The sequence below is a fragment of the Variovorax sp. 10N432 genome (assembly GCF_056394465.1).
This window is the reverse complement of record NZ_JBFTHX010000010.1, coordinates 1-17,501: the sequence shown is the minus strand read 5'-3', so window position 1 is coordinate 17,501 and position 17,501 is coordinate 1. Positions and strand designations below refer to the sequence as shown.

Below are 17,501 nucleotides of genomic sequence, written 5' to 3'. Positions count from 1 at the left end.
CGTCCTACGTGACATCGGATGCGTCAGCCTGAGCGCCAAGGTCATGGCATCGCGGCGGCGGCCTTAATAGCAGGTGGACTTCTCCCACGCTCAATTCGGTCAAGTCGTTTTGGGAGGCAAGACCGTCATCTCCAGCAGGGGCGTCTCCCATTCCTCCACTTTCAAGGAGGATCGGTACTGCTCAGACGTCTGCGCTACCGTTCGCACCATCACCGCCATCACGGTTGCGGCCCCTCCTTGGAGAGGGCCTTCGTCCACGCTGGCTGCCAGCTTGCCAACAACCTGGCCTTCCGTCGAATGGACCAACCGGCCCCTCACCTCGACCCGATCTCCAGCGCTCAGGGTCGCGATTGCCCGGTGGATCGAATCCGCCACCGGCTTCCGTCCGGCAAAACCGATGTCCAGGCTCGCCGGCCCCAGCGTGACGTATCGGCGCTCGAGATCCGCACGGTGTTGAGGCCGGACGGCCGGCAGTTGATCCTGTACCCCGCCGACCGTACCGAGGTCCATCAAGTAGGGGTTGCGCCCTCCTTCGGCACGCATCAACGTGAGCGTCAGCCTCGCCCGCGTCATTCCTACGTAGAGAAGCCGCCTCTCGTCCTCTTCGTCCCAGCGCCAATCGTCGCAATCCGCCACGATCACGTGATCAAATTCCAGCCCCTTCGCCGCGTGTGCCGTCATCAGCTTGACGGCGCTGTTTCGGCCGTCTCGCCGCATCTCTCCCGCCGCCTCGTAGAAGAGATCGAGCACTTCGGCAGCAGAAACAATGTCCGCCTGAAGCGTCGAGGCGATGTCCTCGACAATGTCCAGCAAATCTTGCAGGGCCGTGTTCCGAGGCAGAACGCATCGTTGCCGGTTCAGATGCCTTTTCAACGCACCGACACGGATCATGCGTATTTGGCGCCGCCGAAGCGCTTGGGCCAGAGCCCACCCTTCACGGGTTCGCATGAGCGAGATCTGCCCCTTGGCGGCCTCAGGGCCGGTGACCTCGCAAGGTAGACCCTCGACATCGCAGATGGCGCGCATCTTCTCCAGCGCTGAATGGGTGCGGCAAAGCACCGCAATCTCCGAAAGCTTCACCGACGGATCAACTCTGCGGATCCGCTGGATCTCGGCATAAACCAGCTGGGCTTGGAGGTTGGGCGCGGGTGGGCTGGCAATCAGCCGTACTGCACCACGACTCTCATTGTCGAGTTCGGCCCACCGTCCGCCTGGCGAGTCATCCTTGCGCCTGGCATCAATCCGGATCGGGTGATCGACCTTCATCCGGTCTGCCCCGCGCTGGATCACGTGGTTGGCTGCAGAGATGATGTTCTGGGTGGAGCGGAAGTTCTCGACCAAGTAGGTGAGATCTCCTTCATAGTCGGCTCGGAAGCGGCGGATGAATTCGACGTTCGCCCCCTTGAACGAGTAGATATTCTGGTCGTCATCGCCCACCCCCATGATGCTCAGCTTGGTGTCCCCGTCGCCGCGCCGGCGGCCAGCCAGCGCGCTGACCAAGGCGTACTGCTGCTCGTCGATGTCCTGGTACTCGTCGACGAAGATGTATTCGTAGCCTTGGAGTAGCCGATCTCGGATTTCATCTGCGTCAGTCAGCGCTGAGCTTCTGCCTTCGAGAAGGTCGACGGCATCCTCCAGCATCTTCTTGAAATCGATGACGCTGGCCGTACGCTCCGCCCCGGCCAAACTGGTACCGGTCAAGCGCAACGCCATGGCGTGGTACGTCATGACTAGCACGCCCCGCGCGTCCTCCCCAGCCAGGGCCAGCAGCCGCCGACGCAGCTGAATCGCTGCGCCGCGGTTGTAGGCCAGCGCAATGATGCGCCCCGGGCTCACGCGCAATACTCGCAACAGGTAGGCGATCCGGTGCACGATCACTCGGGTCTTGCCTGAACCGGGGCCGGCGAGGATCAGATGGTTTCCCGTTCTTGGCTGAGTGACAAGCGCTTCCTGCACGGGATGCTGAAGATCATCGACGATGCGCCGATAGGACTCGTCGGTGGTCTTGCGTTCCAGCAAGTCCGTGCGTCCGCGGAAGAACTCCTTGATGAACTGCTTGTGCGGCAGGGTGAAGTAGGCCTTGACCAGGTCCAGCGCTTTCGCCGGATCTTCCGCGCCGAGCTTGGCGTACTCGTGCATGACATGCGTCTGCAGGGTCCGCTCCTTGTAGAACTCCTCCAGCGGCGCAAAGGATGCCTGATTGAAACGCCTGGAGGTGTTTTCCTCCATCTGAATGGTCATCGCAGAGCGAAAAACGGACCGTCCCTTGTCGAGCTCGAGCACCCGGGTCTGGTGCAGGTACAGCAGTGCATGCTCGAGAGCCACCTCGGGCTCCTTCAGCTGCGCTTTCAAGACCAGGTCGCCGTTCAGCGCGTCGATCAGGGCCTGGGCCTTGCACTCCACCACGCACGTGCCTTTGACGCCATCTGGGACCTCGGCCAATAGCCGCGTGAGAGTAACTTCGGCGACGGCTCGCCGTAGTTCGCAGATCCTACGGATCTGAGCCCACGGGCGATTCAAGGTCACGTGCAAGGTGTCATCCCCCAGCGCCTGCAACCGGATCATGCTGCGCTTGTCATTGCCAGAGCCGAATCCGTCGGCCATCGATCGCAGACAAGCCCGTACTTGCGAGGGATCTAACTGGACCTTTTCGTCGTCCAGCTTGAGGCGGCTGCGTAGCTCCGTGCAAACCGCCCGCAGATTCAAGTGCTGCTGAGCTTCTTCTTGATCGGCATCGGGCCCATGCTCCGACATGAGATCCAGGAGCTCTTTCTCCATGGCGCAGAGGAATTCAAGGCGGGGCGCGGAGGCGCCTCTCGCGCCGCGTACCAGGCGCACCGTCAATCCGAGGTCATTGACGAGGATTCCCAGCTTGGCCAGCTGGTGGACGATGCGGAAACACTCCTCGGGTCGAATGCCGGCGTCCAGCATGAGTTCGTCGGTGCTCAGGCCCTCCGGCGTGTCGGAGCGAAAAAGCGCCGTGGCGACAGCAAGAAACCGCTGCTGGTTGCTGGCCGAAAGGTTAGCCTTGTCGATGCGCTCCTTGGCCTCCTGGAGTGACGCCACCCTCAAACTCGCCGGGAACACCCGGGTCGCGTTCTCGTTGCGCTTCAGGAAGCCGTTGCGCTCAAGCCAAGCGATCGCGGTGGTGACCTTGGTGGAGGCGTCCGGGGCATCTATCTCGATGCCGGTTCCAAAGCTTTGCGCGAGGAGCTCTTTCGCCGAAACGACGATCTCATCCTTGCCCAACTTTTTCGCCTGGTCCCGCAGAGCGCGCAGCAGCCCGATGAAATCCCGCTGCGACAGCTGGGAGGTGGAAGAGAGCCGGAATTGCGTCTCGACATCTTGCGGATCAAAAAGCAGGACACACCGAGCATCGTCACCATCACGCCCCGCTCTGCCCGCCTCCTGCAGGTAGTTCTCGAGCGATCCGGGAATCTCCGCGTGGATGACCAATCGGACGTTGGGCTTATCCACCCCCATGCCAAAGGCGTTGGTAGCTGCGATGACCTGCAATTCACCGTCAAGAAACTGGCGCTGGCTTTCCTTGCGTAGTTCCGCAGTGAGGCCGCCGTGATAGCAGCCGCAAGAGATGCCTTGTTGCGCAATGATCTGTGCCATGGTCTCCGCGCTCTTGCGGGTGGCGCAGAACACGACAGCCGCGTCGTCCTTGCGCAAGCCGTCGCGCAGCAGCTCGACGATGCGCTGGGGCTTTTCCCCGCCCGCAGTCGGCACCACCGCATAGGACAAGTTCGTACGCTCGTGGCCCCCCAGGAAAGTCCTCAGCTCGATCTGAAGGCTTTCCTGGAAGTGGTCATAGGTCCTCTATGACGTCGGGCTTGGCGGTGGCCGTGAAGCAGGCGATCGGTGCCTGCCCCGGAAATTGCTCCCGAATGAAGCGGGAGACATACAGGTAATCCGTGCGAAAATCGTGCCCCCATTTGGATAGGCAATGCGCTTCGTCGAACACCCAGGCCGCGATCTCGCGCATGCGGATCGCCTCGACGAAGGTCCGGCTTCGAAACTGCTCAGGGGAGACCAGCAAGATACCGATGTCACCCAGCCGAATGCGATCCAACACATCCCGTCGCTCGATCGGGGTGAGCATCCCGTTGACCGTGGCCGCGCATTGGATGTCGGCCTTCATCAGGTTCTCCACCTGGTCGCGCATCAGCGACTGCAGCGGCGAGATGACCACAGTCAATCGCCCCGATCGTCGATAGTGAACGAGCGCAGGAAGCTGATAGCAGATGGACTTGCCGCCGCCGGTGGGCAGGACGGCGAGCAAGCTTTCACGCGCTAGGCCCGCGCTCACGATTGCGCGTTGTAGGGAGGTGCCGTCGCGCGCAGCCGGAATGGCCCGGAAGCTCGGCTTGCCGAACAGCGCCGACAAGAGCGACTCGGGGTGGTGGTTCTGGCGGCAGTACGGACAGTCGGGTTGTGCGCAGTCGATCTCCCGCAGTTCGGCGATCAGCTGCCGGGCCGCCGGCAGTTCATGAAAAACCCAGTGCGGAAGAATCGAGTTGCCACCTGAGACCCGGATCCAGCCGAGAGCAAATGCAGCAGACCATGGATCCTGGCCGTCGAATGATCTTGCGACGTTACCCGCCAGGTCGCGCAGCCGTGTGGCGCAGCAGCGGTCGGCAAAACGGTTCGCGACGATGCGCGCAGCCGCATCACCGGTCGGAGCGGTTTCGTCCCGGACTTGGGACAGCAGCGTGCCCATGCCTTCGTCATCACGCAGGAAGAAGTGCAGCAGCGCCAGCCACCAAGGCTCCTGCTCATTGGTTTCCAGCAACGCTTCTACGGCCTCTTCGAACACGTTGAGGGCCACCCTCGCGTCTTTGGCGGGGTTGTTGCGCTCGTCGCTGAGGAGCTTGTAGCCCTTGATCAGGCGGTGGTACGGATTGCTCGGAAAGGCGAGCGCCGACAGCTCCAGCGTGTCCAGCACGGGCCATTGGAGGCATTCAAGTTGCGGGAGCTGGTCACGCAGCAGTGGAACATCGTGGCGCCGGAGGTTGTGCCCCAGCAGTACACCGCCCCCATGAGCAAAGCTGTTCAAGGCAGCAGCGACCGAGGACGCTTTCGCGGGTGAGCAAGCGCTGCTGAAAGCGCCATCACCGTCCGAACGGACGGCACCGACGGCGAAGATCAGGTTGTCTTTTTCCGGATGCGCTTCGATATCAACAGAGACAAATCGGCCCTCGGCGGCAATGCGCCGAGCACGTGCACGCAAAGACTCGATGACCGGCGTTTCCAACGGGAGCTAACAGGAAGCCTTGACAGGAAGGGATCTATTGCTTGTAACAGAAAGTGCCGCTGCCCCGCAACCTTTCGCGCTACAGGTCTTACGTTCCTCTGCAGAAGGTCACGCTTTCGGCTTGCAGCACGTAGCGACACGGCCGAGCGGGCAAACATGCATCGAAAGGTAAGCAAAAGAAGCTACAGTCGGGTGCAGACAGCCTCAGCTTGGAATCAGAGCGCAAGCGACAGGCGGAACAAGCTCCCTCGACGCCGGACAAGGGCGCCAGAACGGGGCGAAGAATGAACAAGGCTCATAGAAGCGCCGATACGGAGAAGGAACCCATGGCGATGGTGATGGCGACGGATATGCGTTTTTTGGAGGGAAATGAGTTCACGACTTCTCTTCGAAATCTGTATCAAAAGGGAGGTCTGTATCAGAAGGCAGCCCAAACGGTCCAGGCCGCCTGGGGACGCGCTCATGCAAGGGAATCATTCGAAGCGGTTTTCAAGGGGATGCCCACCACGAATCATGGGGAAAGCCGCATCCCGCATTGCATTAAGTACGACCTTACAAGGTTTTCTCGCTTGGTGACCGTCGTCAACAACCGCATTTGCCTATTCCTTTTCTGCGGCGACCACGACGCCGTCGACAAATGGCTCGACCGCAATAAGGGACTGGACTTCGTGGCTCGGCAGTCCGGTGAAGTCCTCGTCCTGCAAAAGACGCGGGCGTCGAATCCAACGCAAGGGGTCGACGGCTGGATCGCCGCGAACCCAGACCTCAGCACGGGCGCACTCATAGACCTGCTACCGACTCGCTATATCGAACGCATTTTCGACGATTTGCCGAGTGACGTCCTGACACACGTACGCCAAATCGAATCAATTTCGAGTGACGACGAGATTCAGAATGTCGCGCTCATCTTCGACGACGAGGCGCGCCGAAATACCGTGCTCGATGTGCTGCTCTCGTTGAGATCTGGCGACGTTATCAACGCGAAAGTGCGCATTGACACTTGGGCAGGGAAAGCCACGCCAGTGATGGCGCTACAGGAGCAGCAGGTTTCGCAGATTCAATCGGGCGAATCAACAGTTCTTATCGAGGACGTTGATCCTGTATTGTTCCAGCACTTCGTGCAGACAGCCTCCTTCGAACAATGGATGCTGTACTTGCATCCTGCACAGCGTCAACATGTTCAGAAGGATTTCGATGGACCGGCGCGGCTGGCCGGCGTGAGTGGATCTGGGAAAACCTGCGTCATCGTGCATCGGGCGCTTCGGCTCGCGGACCTTTACGAGAACGAGCCGGTCCTTATCGTCACCCTCAGTGATGCCCTCGCCTCCTTGATTAACGGTTTGATCAACGCCGCTCGAGGCGAAAGTCGCCCCAAGAACATCCAAGTTTCTTCGATTTTCGAACTCTGCTTTCAACAGCTCATGGAGTTCGAGCCGACGAAGCGCGATTACTACACCACCCGCACCATCGCGAAGAATCCGCATGCAATCTCTGAAGAGGTTGACGAGATATGGCGCGAGTATTTCCTGTGCGAGAACAACAACCATGATGCGGACAGCATGCTCGAGGTCGTTCAGACGCTCAGCGTTCGCGGCATCTATGCGAGCGACTACCTTCGCCAGGAGCTCGACTATGTGCGGAGCAGATTTCGACCAGGGTACCGGCACGAGTATCTAGACATGGAACGCCAAGGTCGCGTTGTCGGCTTGGAGGAGCGATATCGTCTCGCCGTCTTGGATGGGCTGGATGGCTGGGAGAAAAAGATGGGTGCCGTCGGGGTTGTCGACGGCATTGGCATCGTCGCCGCTCTCTCAAAATTCGTGAACCGGCTTGAGCCCACGTATCGATGTGTTCTTGTGGACGAAGTCCAGGACTTGGGCACCCTCGAACTCCAGATCCTGAGGAAACTGACTAAGGAAGGTCCAAATGATCTTTTTCTGTGCGGAGACGCTGCGCAGCGAATCTATACCAAGCATACCGATCTGACACACGCAGGCATCGATACGAGCGGTCGATCTGCCTCGCTCAAGCAGAACTATCGCAACAGTCGTCAAATCTTGACGGCTGCTCACGCTGTCCTCACGCGCTCATTGGAAGGGATCCCCCACGGCGCAGCCAATGTCGAGGTCCTCCCCCCGGAATATGCGAGCTTTGCTTCTCCGAATCCGCTCTTGATCCAGGCAAGCTCCATCGAACAAGAGATTGCGTATGGCCTCGGCTATCTTAAGTCGCTGGCTGAATCCACAGGAACCACCCAACGCTACTGTCTGGCAGTTTGCGGCTATACGCAGAGTGCCGTTGAGAAGCTGGGATCGCAGCTGGGAATACAGGCGTTGTGCGCTCGAACGGATCTCCGGGCGGCTCAAGTATTTATCTCAGATCTTGAGCAAACAAAGGGCTTCGAGTTCGACGCTGTCGTCGTGGTGAATTGCACATCCGCTGTAATGCCGCACCCACAGCTCCCCGAAGAAGAGTCTTTCCGCGATCTAAGCCGCCTCTATGTTGCGATGACCCGTGCAAAGACACAGTTGATTGTCTCGTACAGCGGAAGTTTATCGAGATTTCTTGAGGCGGCGCGAGATACCTTTACGGATACGACCTTTCAAGAGCACGCGGAGCCTCTGGAGATCGATCAGCTCCAGATGCCTACGCCTGCCATTCCCAAGCGTCACGATCCCGAGATGTGGAATCTGAATGGTCAGCAATTCCTCAAAACTCTCGACGCGACCGGTCTCCCAAGAGTAGTCCAGGACATCATCGTGGCAAAGGTCAGCGGTGTAGACAAACTGCAAGGCTCAAAGAGCAAGCAGACCGAATGGAAGGATTTCGGGAGCTTCTATTCGACCATGCAGGATCCCAGAAGACGTCACTTGATCATAAGTGAAGAGTCTTGGAAGTCGCTCTATCAGCACTTTGGCTAGGCTGGCGCCCCTTCCGTACGCGGCCTGCCCCGCTTGACCTTCTGCTTGGGCCTACTCATTCCAATTGCGCGCAAGCCCACCAGATGCTTGCACCTCAAATACTGATCGCTCTTGGTCAGGTACCGGATGCGCTCGCGCAGCGCCTCGCGCTTGCCCACCTGATGGCGATCGACCTTGCCCAAGCCGGTTTCCTTGCCGTCCTTGGGCCAAGTCTTGTTGCCGTTCCAGAACGATCCCATGCCCCCAGTGATCCCGCTCTCCCAGTACCGTCCAATCAGATCGGCAATATGAATCGCTGAATTCGCGTCCTCCCTGTACGCGATGAGGACATGCAAGTGCAGGCCTGTCTGGTCGCCGTCCTCCAACTTCCAGATGTATCCGTTGATGCCTCGCAGCAGCTTGTTCATCCGCCGGTTTTCCAACAGGGCATCGCGGTGGCCCTGGATCATTTCTGGCGTGATCTGGGGCCGGTAGGCTTCCTTGTAGCCGAGGTGAAGGAGCACGAAGACCTGCCGGGAGCGCCACTCGAAGAGGTTGTGCTCCCACATCATCCCTTTGGCTTCCCGTCGGCGAACCGTCTGCTCATATGCCTTCAAAGCATTCTTGAATTTCCTCTGGCGCCCCAACTGACGCACAGACTGGATCAACTGGTTGAAGAGCTCCCCATAACGCTCACCTGAACCTGGGTCTACCTGCAGTGGCTTTTGAAACTCAAAGAACCCGGGTGTGATTCCGAGTGCTTGCAATCCCTTGAGGAATAGCTTGATTCTGGAGCTGTAATGATATTGATCCGTGTATTCGCTCAGAAATCGATTGACACAGGGATAGAAAAACACCAGCTTGGGAGATTTAACCTTGTACGTGATCCCCCCTTTTTCGATGAGAAAAGCGTCTTCCGCGGTTTTCTCAATCGTTCTGACTAGCGCTTCGATCTGACTGCGGGCAGTCATCCTGCCATAGTTTTCGCATTTCTTGATCAGGCGGTGCTCGCTCCCAAGGAACCAATCGATGTTACTGTTGACATCGATCTGCCTGTAGACGGTTGGGTAGTCTGCTGTGCAGTCCATGACACTCCTTCCGAATGGTCTGAATTAGTTGATCTCATCGAATCGACCCTTTTCGAAAGGGTCAGTCAAACTAGGAGGAGAATGTTCAAAGGGATGTGCAGATAAAAGAAGTAGAAGGGAAGATTGGCATTTCATAAGAAGCGTAAATAGGAAACACTAAAAACCCAGGAAATCCGGGTTCTGTTGACGAGGAAATACCGTTCCGCCCGTGGTAGCGGCGAGCTTTTCTCATATACATCTTTGCGCTAGCAATTATTTTTTGCGCGGCGTCTGATACAGATGCCGGAACTTGGCAGAATGCCCATCTCTCTTCAGACAGCGACTCGCATCTGCCTCCATGCACGCACTGGGTCAAACAGCCGGCCTCATCCCCTACCAGGACCTCCTGCATCTGATCGCCGAGGCGCTACACCCGGACCCGCCGGCCCTCGCCGGTCTGCCAGGGGTACTCGGCAAGCGCCGCTTTCATCCCGAGGCGGGGGTCTACACGGCCCGCGAATCGATCAGCGCTGAAGAGCAGGATGTGTTGCGGGCACTGCTGCAAGCGCAGAAGAGCCACCTGCCGCCCTTGAGGCCGGTGATGAACGGGGAGGAGCTAGCGGCTTTTCTGCGAGCCTATCGGGACCTTCCTGATCGCCCGCCCTGGGAACCGGCCTTGTACACCGAGCACGATGTAGCCGCACTCAGAAGCCTGCGCCAAAGCGCCCGGCGGGTCCATGACACCGCGCTGAAGGTCGCCATCGCGCAGGGGCGCATGCGGCACTTCGACGTCGACCGGATGGCAGTGATGCCGCACTTCCAGCTGATCACCTATGTGCCCCACGAGGATGTGCGAAGCTACCTGAGACCGATGGCACTGGATCTGCAGGCCATGCTCCAGGGCCCGGGTCCGGTGTCCGTGGCTTCCCCGGGCATCGGCACAGCGCATCCCAACACCGCCTCCGTCTCGCCGGGCGCAACGAGTCCGGGATTGGTACCACAGGGACAGCCGCAGCAGCAGCCACGCCGGCAATGGTCAGCGCAGGATCGACATCAGATCCTGGAATCCGTGCGCTCAGGTCACCTGGCGTTGGTGGCGCAGCGCTTCGGCATCTCGGCGCAATACGCCAAGCAGTTGGCCTCGCGCTTCGAGAAGGAGGACGCTGCTAAACGGGACACCACGCGCACAACCGAGGCCGCGATTTCAACCGAGCCATCCCCGAAGACCCCCACAAAAGTCGAACAAGCCAAGCAGGAGCCTGCCCCGGCATCAGGCGTTCGGTCAATGCCGACGCCGACTTTGCAGCCTGCACTCGGCAAAGTGATGTTGCGCATGCCCGAGCTGGAGCGCCGCGTGGGACTCAAGCGCTCCAGTATCTATGCACGCCTGGATCCGCACAGCAAATACTACGATCCCACTTTTCCGCAACCGGTGTCGTTGTGGGGCAAGCCCAAAGGAGCCGAGGGCAGCAAGAGTAATGGCGGTGCCGTTCGATTCATCCAGGATGAGGTAGACGCTTGGATTGAATCCCGGGCGCAGCGCTGATGCGTTCGTCAGTGGATTCAAAGCAACATCGCGCTTGCTAGACCCGCCCAACCACCATGGGGACACGGGCACGCTTGCACCGTACAAGTCGCGTCCGGCCGTCATGCTGAAGCTCGATCATCTGATGCACTCCGCTGTAGGCAATCGCCTGCTCGAGCGCGCGAGCCTTCCTCAACTTCGGCGGCCCATACTGAAGCACCTCGGATGCCTTACACCAGCCGTCCACCAGCTGCTGCTCCAGCTCCTTCGCCGACAGAAACTCCACCAGCATCTTGCCTAGCTCGTAGTCCTCGGAGATCTGCTGCGCACTGCCAAATAGGCGCACAAACTCTTGCGCGTACCACATGCCGACGTGAATGGCGCTGCTCACGGAGTAGATGCTGATCTCCTTCGGATCCGCATCGCGGGCCGAAAAGATCGCAAAAATCCCCGCCAAGCGAGCCACGTTGTCGGCCAGCTTGGACCCAAAGTCCCTGACGCCACTGAAGTAGCCATTTGGCGCCAGGTTGGCTTCTACGTACTGAGCAAAGCGAACCCACTGGTCGGCGGCATCCGCTTCAAAGATCAATTCTTTTCGCTGCGCGCCAGCGGGCCTGATTTTCAACGCCTGCTCGATCCTTTCATGGAATCCGATAGCCTCAGATGGAACAGCTTCAGCGGGCGACGACAAGACTCTCCTGAAGCCTTGTGTCGATTGGGGATAGCACGTCAGTGCTCTGGCGAGGAAACCCAAGTCCCTGGCTTCGGAATTTCTTTTCCAGATGAATCTTCTGAACACTCCAGGCTGACTCATGATCGAGATGGTCAACCGGGCATTCGAGATGTGAAAGCTTGGCTTCGACACCCGGTCGACATGGATCGCCCCCCCCTCCCACAGGACGTTCAGGGACGACAGATGCTGGGAGATGCGACTGTCCAGGACAACGCCACCTTCGTCTGATATCAGGCCGATCGCGCGTGTTGGCGTCGCCAAGGCCTCCAGGATCGCTTCCAGTGTGGAATTCATGAAGACCATTCGGGCATCCTGAGGGGAAGAGGGACGGTCCCGCGCCAACCCCTTCACAAACTCCGTGAGCTTGTCACTGGACACGCCATCCCTGAGCGCCTTGCGATATCTGCGCTCCAATTCCGTCTGCCCGATCTCCCAGGCTTTGAGTGCAGCCTCGTAGCGCACTCCATTCGAGTCAATTCCCTCCAGATTTTGCTTCTGCAAACGGCTGCGCTCAATCTTCTGGATCGATGCCTGAAAGTAGTTGTCGACGGTTGTCTTGCGCTCGCCGGACTCGGCGATGGTCAGGAGAAACAAGCTCAACGGCGAGGCGTTGCCTGTCGGGCGCAACACGTCGAAACCCTCCTGGCATGCCAGCGAAGCGGCGCCGAGCGCGGATGCAAGGGCCAGTTCCAGCGGCGCCTGCGTACGCTGATGGCACGCCGATACTGCCTGCCTGAACACCAGCGGCAACATCCCAAAGTCGATCCGAGTGACTGGTCGAAATTGGTACGTTTGAATCATGATGCATACTGCTAATATTGCTAAACTTAGCAATATTAGCAGATGTATCAATTATTTCTATCCGTATCCTTGCTTGGCAATGCCCTCCCTACTTGAACAAGGTTGAGATCCTTTGGTCGGCACCGATCGCATGATTCGCATCGGATTCAGCGAGAGCCGACCCGGAGAATTCGGCACGCTCCTCCTTAGTTTCATGCGGCCTCAGGTCAGTGCCCGAATGCACTGACCGCCGCTTGTCACCTACGCGGTGGGTTGTTGCCGCGGCCCCCGCCCGAAGGATTACCGGTCTTGCTGGGTGCGTTTTCGAGGTAGTTCGTCATGGCTTTCTCCTGATTCCGGTTTGGTAGGGACGAGCGACGCCGAGCCCGGGACCAAATCACCCGTGCCGCTCAATGGGTTTGTGGATGGACGCGCTACGGCGTCAAGGCGCGTGGTGGTTCGACTCCGGCCTTTTCGCGGGCTTCGTTCAAAAGTACCTGGAGGCGTTGATGAACAGTCACGACGCTGGATCGACGCCATGGCGCAGATCTCAGGGCATCTTCAGAAGGCTGCTCGACGAGGACAATGCTGTAGATCGGGTCCCGACGAGGCGCAGGTTCGCGCGCCAGCATCACGCGCAGCGGGGCTTCGAGGCTGAAGTTGATCCGACCGGATGCGGGAGACAGCCGCCAGTACTCAAGCGGCCAGTCTTGCAGGAGCGGCACCAAATGCTCCCACAGCTCTCCGCCCAGCCAGTTGGTCATCAGGTCGTGAGCGCAGCCATCTCGATCGAACGATGCCCGCACCAACGCCGGTGGGTCTTCCGGATTCAGCTTCGCAAGGGCAACCATCTCGGGGCGTAGTTCAGGACCATGTTTTTCGACATCCTTCGGGCTAGGGTTCCTGACGATCGCAAATCGTAGATGTGTGACGTCGGTGGGCGTCGCGTGATCGCCCGCAAAGTCCTTCACGAAGTTGGCAAGCTCGAAAGCGTCTTGAGGCAGTTGGTCAATCCAGAAGCGATCGAGTCCGGCCGGCTTTGTCCACCGTAGGCCGGATTCAGACGGCTGGGCACGGACGAATCGAAGCGTTCTCGCCCGCTCCTTGATCCGCGGATGCTGGACTTCGATACGAAACCAGGGCGCCTCATCATGGAAGGAAACGCGTGCATCGCTTTCATCGATCCCAAGCGATTGCTCGAGGTCTTGCCTGACCTCCCACAGTAACTGCGAAATGCCATGCAGGAGTTCAGTTTTGTGAGCTCCAGGCCATCCTGTTCGCATGAGCAGCCAGTAGCCATGCGCGCCAGCGGGACGCTGAAGCTCTTCCAATGTCCACCCGGTCAGCGCGGCCAGCTTCGAGAGTTCGGCCTTGTCCTGACTCAGTTGGGCGACCTCCAGCCGACTGGTGACATCCATTGCCAGCTCTCGCATCGGGTTTTCCGCGTCCGCCAGTCTTCGCAACGCTGCTTCGAGCAAAGGCGCGTCGCCCGCCGAGAACTCCCTGAGCCGAGCTTCAATCTGATCGACGGCATTCGCAGGCGCATTCGGTACGCCACCCTGAAGCACAGCCACTGTCGCGCCCAGTTCGTCGGCCAGGTGCTTGGCGGTTTCCAGCGGCATCGCGCCGGAACGCTCCCAGCGCTGGTAGCTTCGCTTCATCACGCCCGAGCTGGCCTTCGGCTTACCGAGCTTTTCATAGACCCGCTCCGCCAAGGCGCGCTGCGTCAAGCCCACAGCTTTTCGCATCTCCTTCAACCGTGCAGGATCAACGGCAAACCCGGGTCGCCCAACAGATTTCGCTTTGTCGTTTTTCATGAGGGTGATCGTGCGCCGATCTATTTTTGCCGTCTAGTTGTCAAAAAGACGACAAAAAATAAGGTGATGCCGCGTCCCCAGCTGCTGCGGCTCCGATGGCGAGCCTTTGGTCAACGACCCAGGGGTTCGCAAAAAAAGAAAAGCCCCCGATCCAATCCGCCCAAAGGCGGATCGGCAGGTGCTTCTTCGTTGAGGGGGCAGGAGATGGCGTGCGAACTGCCAATGCCGACGACTACTTCGTCTCGACAGTTCGTGTCGTCGGCAGCAGTGGCGGCACATTCCAGTCGTGGGGGAAGTCACCCACCGGTAGCCAGCCGTTCTTCAAATAGCTGCGCGCGGAGATGCGGTTACCGAAGTGGCCGACCAGCGCGCAGGGGATGGCGATGCTCAGCAGATCGACGATCGGATCCGGCGCGTCGAACACCAGGATCAGGAAGCCACTGACCGAGCAGACGCCGGCGATCAGGAAAACCGAGCAGAACAAGGCCAGGGGCCATTGAGCACGCATCAGGAAGGCGATAGGGCCGAAGAAGCACAGCTGCCAGCTGAAGCCATGCTTGACGAAGCGAGTCTGGCCGTTTTTGTGGAAGTGAATGTTGGAGGTGGAGTTCATGGATCAATAGGGTTGAATGAGTCGGATTGGGTCAAACGCGCGCCTGACGAGTAGGCAGCCCAACGTGAATGTGCGCATCAGGCTCAGCGCATCAGCCGGTGGGCGCTTCGCCTGTATCCTCGCCGCCGCTGTCGGTCGAGGGCCTCCTGTCGTTGACGAGCTGCTGCAACTTGGCTCCAAGGGAAGGCTTGCCGGTTGAGGCGGCGCCGAATTGGCGAGGCTGGGTTTCGGATCCGTTCTGCTCGTCGGGGAAGAACTCCTCAACGACTGCGGCGCCCTCCTCGACCGATTCCTCGAAGGCACCGGCCGCAAAGCCCGTGCGGGCCGCCTCATCCAATGCTGCCTGGTCAAAGCCTGCCGCCTGCCGAGCCTCGACTTCTGCCTTTGCTGCTTCCAGTGCCTGGCCGAGCGTCGACCCGGTGCGCACCGTCAGGTCCACGTAGAAGATCGGCGCTCGGTGCGACTGGGTGGTGGATTTCCCGCGAAGCCGAAGCTCCAGCGGTAGCGCCGAAAGGTGGCCACCCGAGAGCGCATAGAAGTAGCGCAGGCGTGCAGCCAGGGTGCGGATGCTGTTGAACCCGGTCGTACGAAAGATGAAGGAGCCAAGTTCGTCCTCCTCGCCGACACGCACATTGAGGCGCGCATAGGGCTTGCACCCGCCGGCCACGCCAAATCCGCAGCCCTCCGGCGACGGGCACGGCAGCGATTGCATGCCCTGCCCGACTCCTGGCGTTGCGCGCCTGGCGGTTTCGCCATTGCCCACGCACAGCGGCCGGCCGGTCGCCCGGTCGAAGAGGCTGTAGTGCGCTCTGAAATTGAGGTCCGGGTCGTCGAAGAGCAGCCGCACGGGAATGGCGCGCAGCTTGGCATTGGCGGTCTTGCGAAGCTGGGCGTCCAGCGGGTGCGGCACCCAACCATCGTGTCCTTGGACTTGCGTGGTGAGTGCGAATTCGTCGTCTTTCGCGGGCAGGCGTTTGCCGTCGCGCTCGACGATGCGGCCGATCGCGATTCGCCCCACGACAGGGGGCGTGAGGGCCAGTCCTTTGAGCATGAAGACTCCTTGTGAAGAATGGGTTGAAGAAGGTGAAATCGGTCCACGCCCGTGCCTGCCCCTTCGATCCGCATGGGGCAGGCGAGCATGAAAAAAGCCCCAGCGGAACGGGGCTGGGCGCCGGGCGAGCCAGGTCGGGGGAGACCTCCGGCGGGAGTGGCCAACGGGACGAGCGTCGGCCGCAGTGAGATGTGGCGATCAATGCGCGGTGGGGCATGGCTTTCGCCACCAGCCGAGCGCAAACCCCGCCAGCAGGCCAGTGCCGAGCACGATGGCAAACGCCGCCAGGAATTCCATGGGGCCGGGTTGCATGTTCATAAACGCATCCCTCCATCCACTGCCGGCGACGGATCGCCATGCAGGGATTCGTCCACCTTGACGGTGAAGCGCCTCGACCCCGGCCGCGTGGTGCGGTAGCCCGCGACGATGCCCGGGTGCTCGGCCGACAATCGATCGATGTCCAGCATGGAGGCATCCTTGCTGCGCTTCCAGCGGACTTCGCCTGTGTCGAAGCGAGCCACCGAGGCTTCGCCCAGGCGCTGCTGGATCCGTTGCCGTAGTTCGGCTTCGCGCTTCTCCGTGCCGGCGAGCAAGCCCCTGAGCGCGACGAGATCCGAAAACGTCGCTGACATCTCCAGGTCGCCCCGGAGGTCCAGCACCGCACCACTGTCTTGCGGCCAGAGCGCCTTGAGGGCTGCGGCGGAGGAATCCGAGCCGTCAGCCGGTGGGGGCGTGTCCGTTTCGACCAGGTGCCAAAAGCGCTGTTCCAATTCAATCAGTTGGGCGATCAGGGTGTCGTCGCGCTCGATGCGATGTACCTGCAGCTCCTGGCCGCAAAGCAGCACGGCGACGTGCGCTGCCTGCTTGCCGGTCACGGCCAACTGGTGCTGGACCTGCAGTTGGACGTACTCGGGAACGCCGTCGCGCCAGAGACGAGCGCCGAACTCTCCGGCGGTCTTGCACTCCAGGATCTGGACGTCTGGAGCGCCGAGCACTTCGCGGTCGAGGTTCGCGAGCATGTAGGGCACGCTTGGGTGACGCAGTACGGCGTTGACCTTGCGCACGCGGTGGCCGGTGTGGCGCGAGTACGCCGCCGCGACGATGGGTTCCAGCAGCGTGCCCCAGTAAACGGGGGCGCGCATGTCCTCGGGATCGGGCCGGACCAGGTCGGCGTCGCGGCCGGTTTTCTCGAGCCAGAGTTCCAGCCGGCTTTTGTAAGGGCTCAGGCCGACTGCAGCTGCGGCATCCGAACCGCCGATGCCACCCTTGCGCACCTGCAGCCATTGATCGCGATCGAGGTCGGTTGTCTTGACCAGCTTCAGGGCTGGCCGGAATCTAGCGGGTGCAGAGCCCGCGGGACGAGGTTCCGCCATGGCGGTGTCCTTTCTGTGGAGAGAGTTGAAAAGAGTCGGTCAGGGCCTTCAGTCACCCCAGAAGCACAAAGCCCCGGCCTCCTCGAGGGGAAGGCCGGGGCTTATGCCGTTGCGCGGGGGAAGAGAAACCACGGGGTGACGGGCGCCAGACCTAGGAAACCAATTGAAGGGCCGCGTCGAGCGCGCGCTGCTTGACGGCCGCGCCCTGTCCAAACCACGCGCTGTCGAGGCGGTGTCGGCGCCGGTTGAACTTTGACCCACCCTGCCGGTTGAACTTTGACCCGGGGATGGGAGCCGGCATCGTGGTTGCCGACTGTGGATAACTGTAGCTGTTTCCTCCTTTCTTGCTTTGCTTGATGTTCGGTCTTTGAGGGCGCGGAGG

The 17,501-nt window shown here is 60.2% G+C and carries 10 protein-coding genes and 1 pseudogene; 2 read left to right on the top strand and 9 right to left on the bottom strand.

Going from position 1 to position 17,501, the window contains the following annotated elements; all coding sequences use genetic code 11:
* Nucleotides 1–99 precede the first annotated feature (99 nt).
* Nucleotides 100–3,750, bottom strand: a complete 3,651-nt coding sequence (locus AC1DF3_RS13900) for an ATP-dependent helicase (protein WP_478139923.1) — start codon at nucleotides 3,748–3,750, stop codon at nucleotides 100–102.
* 64 nt (nucleotides 3,751–3,814) lie between these two features.
* A complete protein-coding gene (locus tag AC1DF3_RS13895; protein ID WP_478139922.1) occupies nucleotides 3,815–5,260 on the bottom strand; it encodes a DEAD/DEAH box helicase in 1,446 nt (481 codons plus the stop codon).
* Between the two features lie 284 nt (nucleotides 5,261–5,544).
* On the opposite strand from AC1DF3_RS13895, the gene AC1DF3_RS13890 reads away from it, so the two are divergent.
* Entirely contained in the window at nucleotides 5,545–8,181 is a 2,637-nt protein-coding gene (locus AC1DF3_RS13890; RefSeq protein ID WP_478139921.1) for a UvrD-helicase domain-containing protein, read from the top strand.
* Here the strand turns inward: AC1DF3_RS13890 and AC1DF3_RS13885 are convergent.
* Nucleotides 8,178–9,248, bottom strand: a complete 1,071-nt coding sequence (locus AC1DF3_RS13885) for a hypothetical protein (RefSeq protein ID WP_478139920.1) — start codon at nucleotides 9,246–9,248, stop codon at nucleotides 8,178–8,180. The two genes, AC1DF3_RS13890 and AC1DF3_RS13885, sit on opposite strands and share 4 nt — an antisense overlap.
* Before the next feature lie 337 nt (nucleotides 9,249–9,585).
* Here AC1DF3_RS13885 and AC1DF3_RS13880 point away from each other — a divergent pair, with 337 nt between their 5' ends.
* Entirely contained in the window at nucleotides 9,586–10,773 is a 1,188-nt protein-coding gene (locus tag AC1DF3_RS13880) for a helix-turn-helix transcriptional regulator (RefSeq protein WP_478139919.1), read from the top strand.
* 37 nt (nucleotides 10,774–10,810) lie between these two features.
* Here AC1DF3_RS13880 and AC1DF3_RS13875 read toward each other — a convergent pair whose 3' ends face one another.
* From AC1DF3_RS13875 to AC1DF3_RS13850, 6 genes and pseudogenes are all read right to left on the bottom strand, one after another.
* Nucleotides 10,811–12,238 carry a YfjI family protein gene (locus tag AC1DF3_RS13875; protein ID WP_478139918.1) on the bottom strand — a complete coding sequence of 476 codons (1,428 nt, stop codon included), beginning with the start codon at nucleotides 12,236–12,238 and terminating at the stop codon, nucleotides 10,811–10,813.
* 461 nt (nucleotides 12,239–12,699) lie between these two features.
* Nucleotides 12,700–14,082: a helix-turn-helix domain-containing protein gene (locus tag AC1DF3_RS13870; protein WP_478139917.1), complete on the bottom strand. Its 1,383-nt coding sequence runs from the start codon at nucleotides 14,080–14,082 to the stop codon at nucleotides 12,700–12,702.
* 232 nt (nucleotides 14,083–14,314) lie between these two features.
* A complete protein-coding gene (locus tag AC1DF3_RS13865) occupies nucleotides 14,315–14,695 on the bottom strand; it encodes a hypothetical protein (protein ID WP_478139916.1) in 381 nt (126 codons plus the stop codon).
* 91 nt (nucleotides 14,696–14,786) lie between these two features.
* Nucleotides 14,787–15,746: a recombination directionality factor gene (locus AC1DF3_RS13860; protein WP_478139915.1), complete on the bottom strand. Its 960-nt coding sequence runs from the start codon at nucleotides 15,744–15,746 to the stop codon at nucleotides 14,787–14,789.
* Between the two features lie 314 nt (nucleotides 15,747–16,060).
* Complete coding sequence (locus AC1DF3_RS13855) at nucleotides 16,061–17,119, bottom strand: YqaJ viral recombinase family nuclease (RefSeq protein ID WP_478139914.1); 1,059 nt, start codon at nucleotides 17,117–17,119, stop codon at nucleotides 16,061–16,063.
* Between the two features lie 151 nt (nucleotides 17,120–17,270).
* Nucleotides 17,271–17,501, bottom strand: a pseudogene (locus AC1DF3_RS13850) (hypothetical protein); the annotation flags it as partial.

What these genes read in the sequence shown, in the direction of transcription:
- AC1DF3_RS13860 (WP_478139915.1), bottom strand. Translation starts at nt 15,746, where the DNA reads ATGCTCAAAGGACTGGCCCTCACGCCCCCTGTCGTGGGGCGAATCGCG.
- AC1DF3_RS13870 (WP_478139917.1), bottom strand. Translation starts at nt 14,082, where the DNA reads ATGAAAAACGACAAAGCGAAATCTGTTGGGCGACCCGGGTTTGCCGTT.
- AC1DF3_RS13890 (WP_478139921.1), top strand. Translation starts at nt 5,545, where the DNA reads ATGAACAAGGCTCATAGAAGCGCCGATACGGAGAAGGAACCCATGGCG.
- AC1DF3_RS13880 (WP_478139919.1), top strand. Translation starts at nt 9,586, where the DNA reads ATGCACGCACTGGGTCAAACAGCCGGCCTCATCCCCTACCAGGACCTC.
- AC1DF3_RS13885 (WP_478139920.1), bottom strand. Translation starts at nt 9,248, where the DNA reads ATGGACTGCACAGCAGACTACCCAACCGTCTACAGGCAGATCGATGTC.
- AC1DF3_RS13865 (WP_478139916.1), bottom strand. Translation starts at nt 14,695, where the DNA reads ATGAACTCCACCTCCAACATTCACTTCCACAAAAACGGCCAGACTCGC.
- AC1DF3_RS13855 (WP_478139914.1), bottom strand. Translation starts at nt 17,119, where the DNA reads ATGGCGGAACCTCGTCCCGCGGGCTCTGCACCCGCTAGATTCCGGCCA.
- AC1DF3_RS13875 (WP_478139918.1), bottom strand. Translation starts at nt 12,238, where the DNA reads ATGTTGCCGCTGGTGTTCAGGCAGGCAGTATCGGCGTGCCATCAGCGT.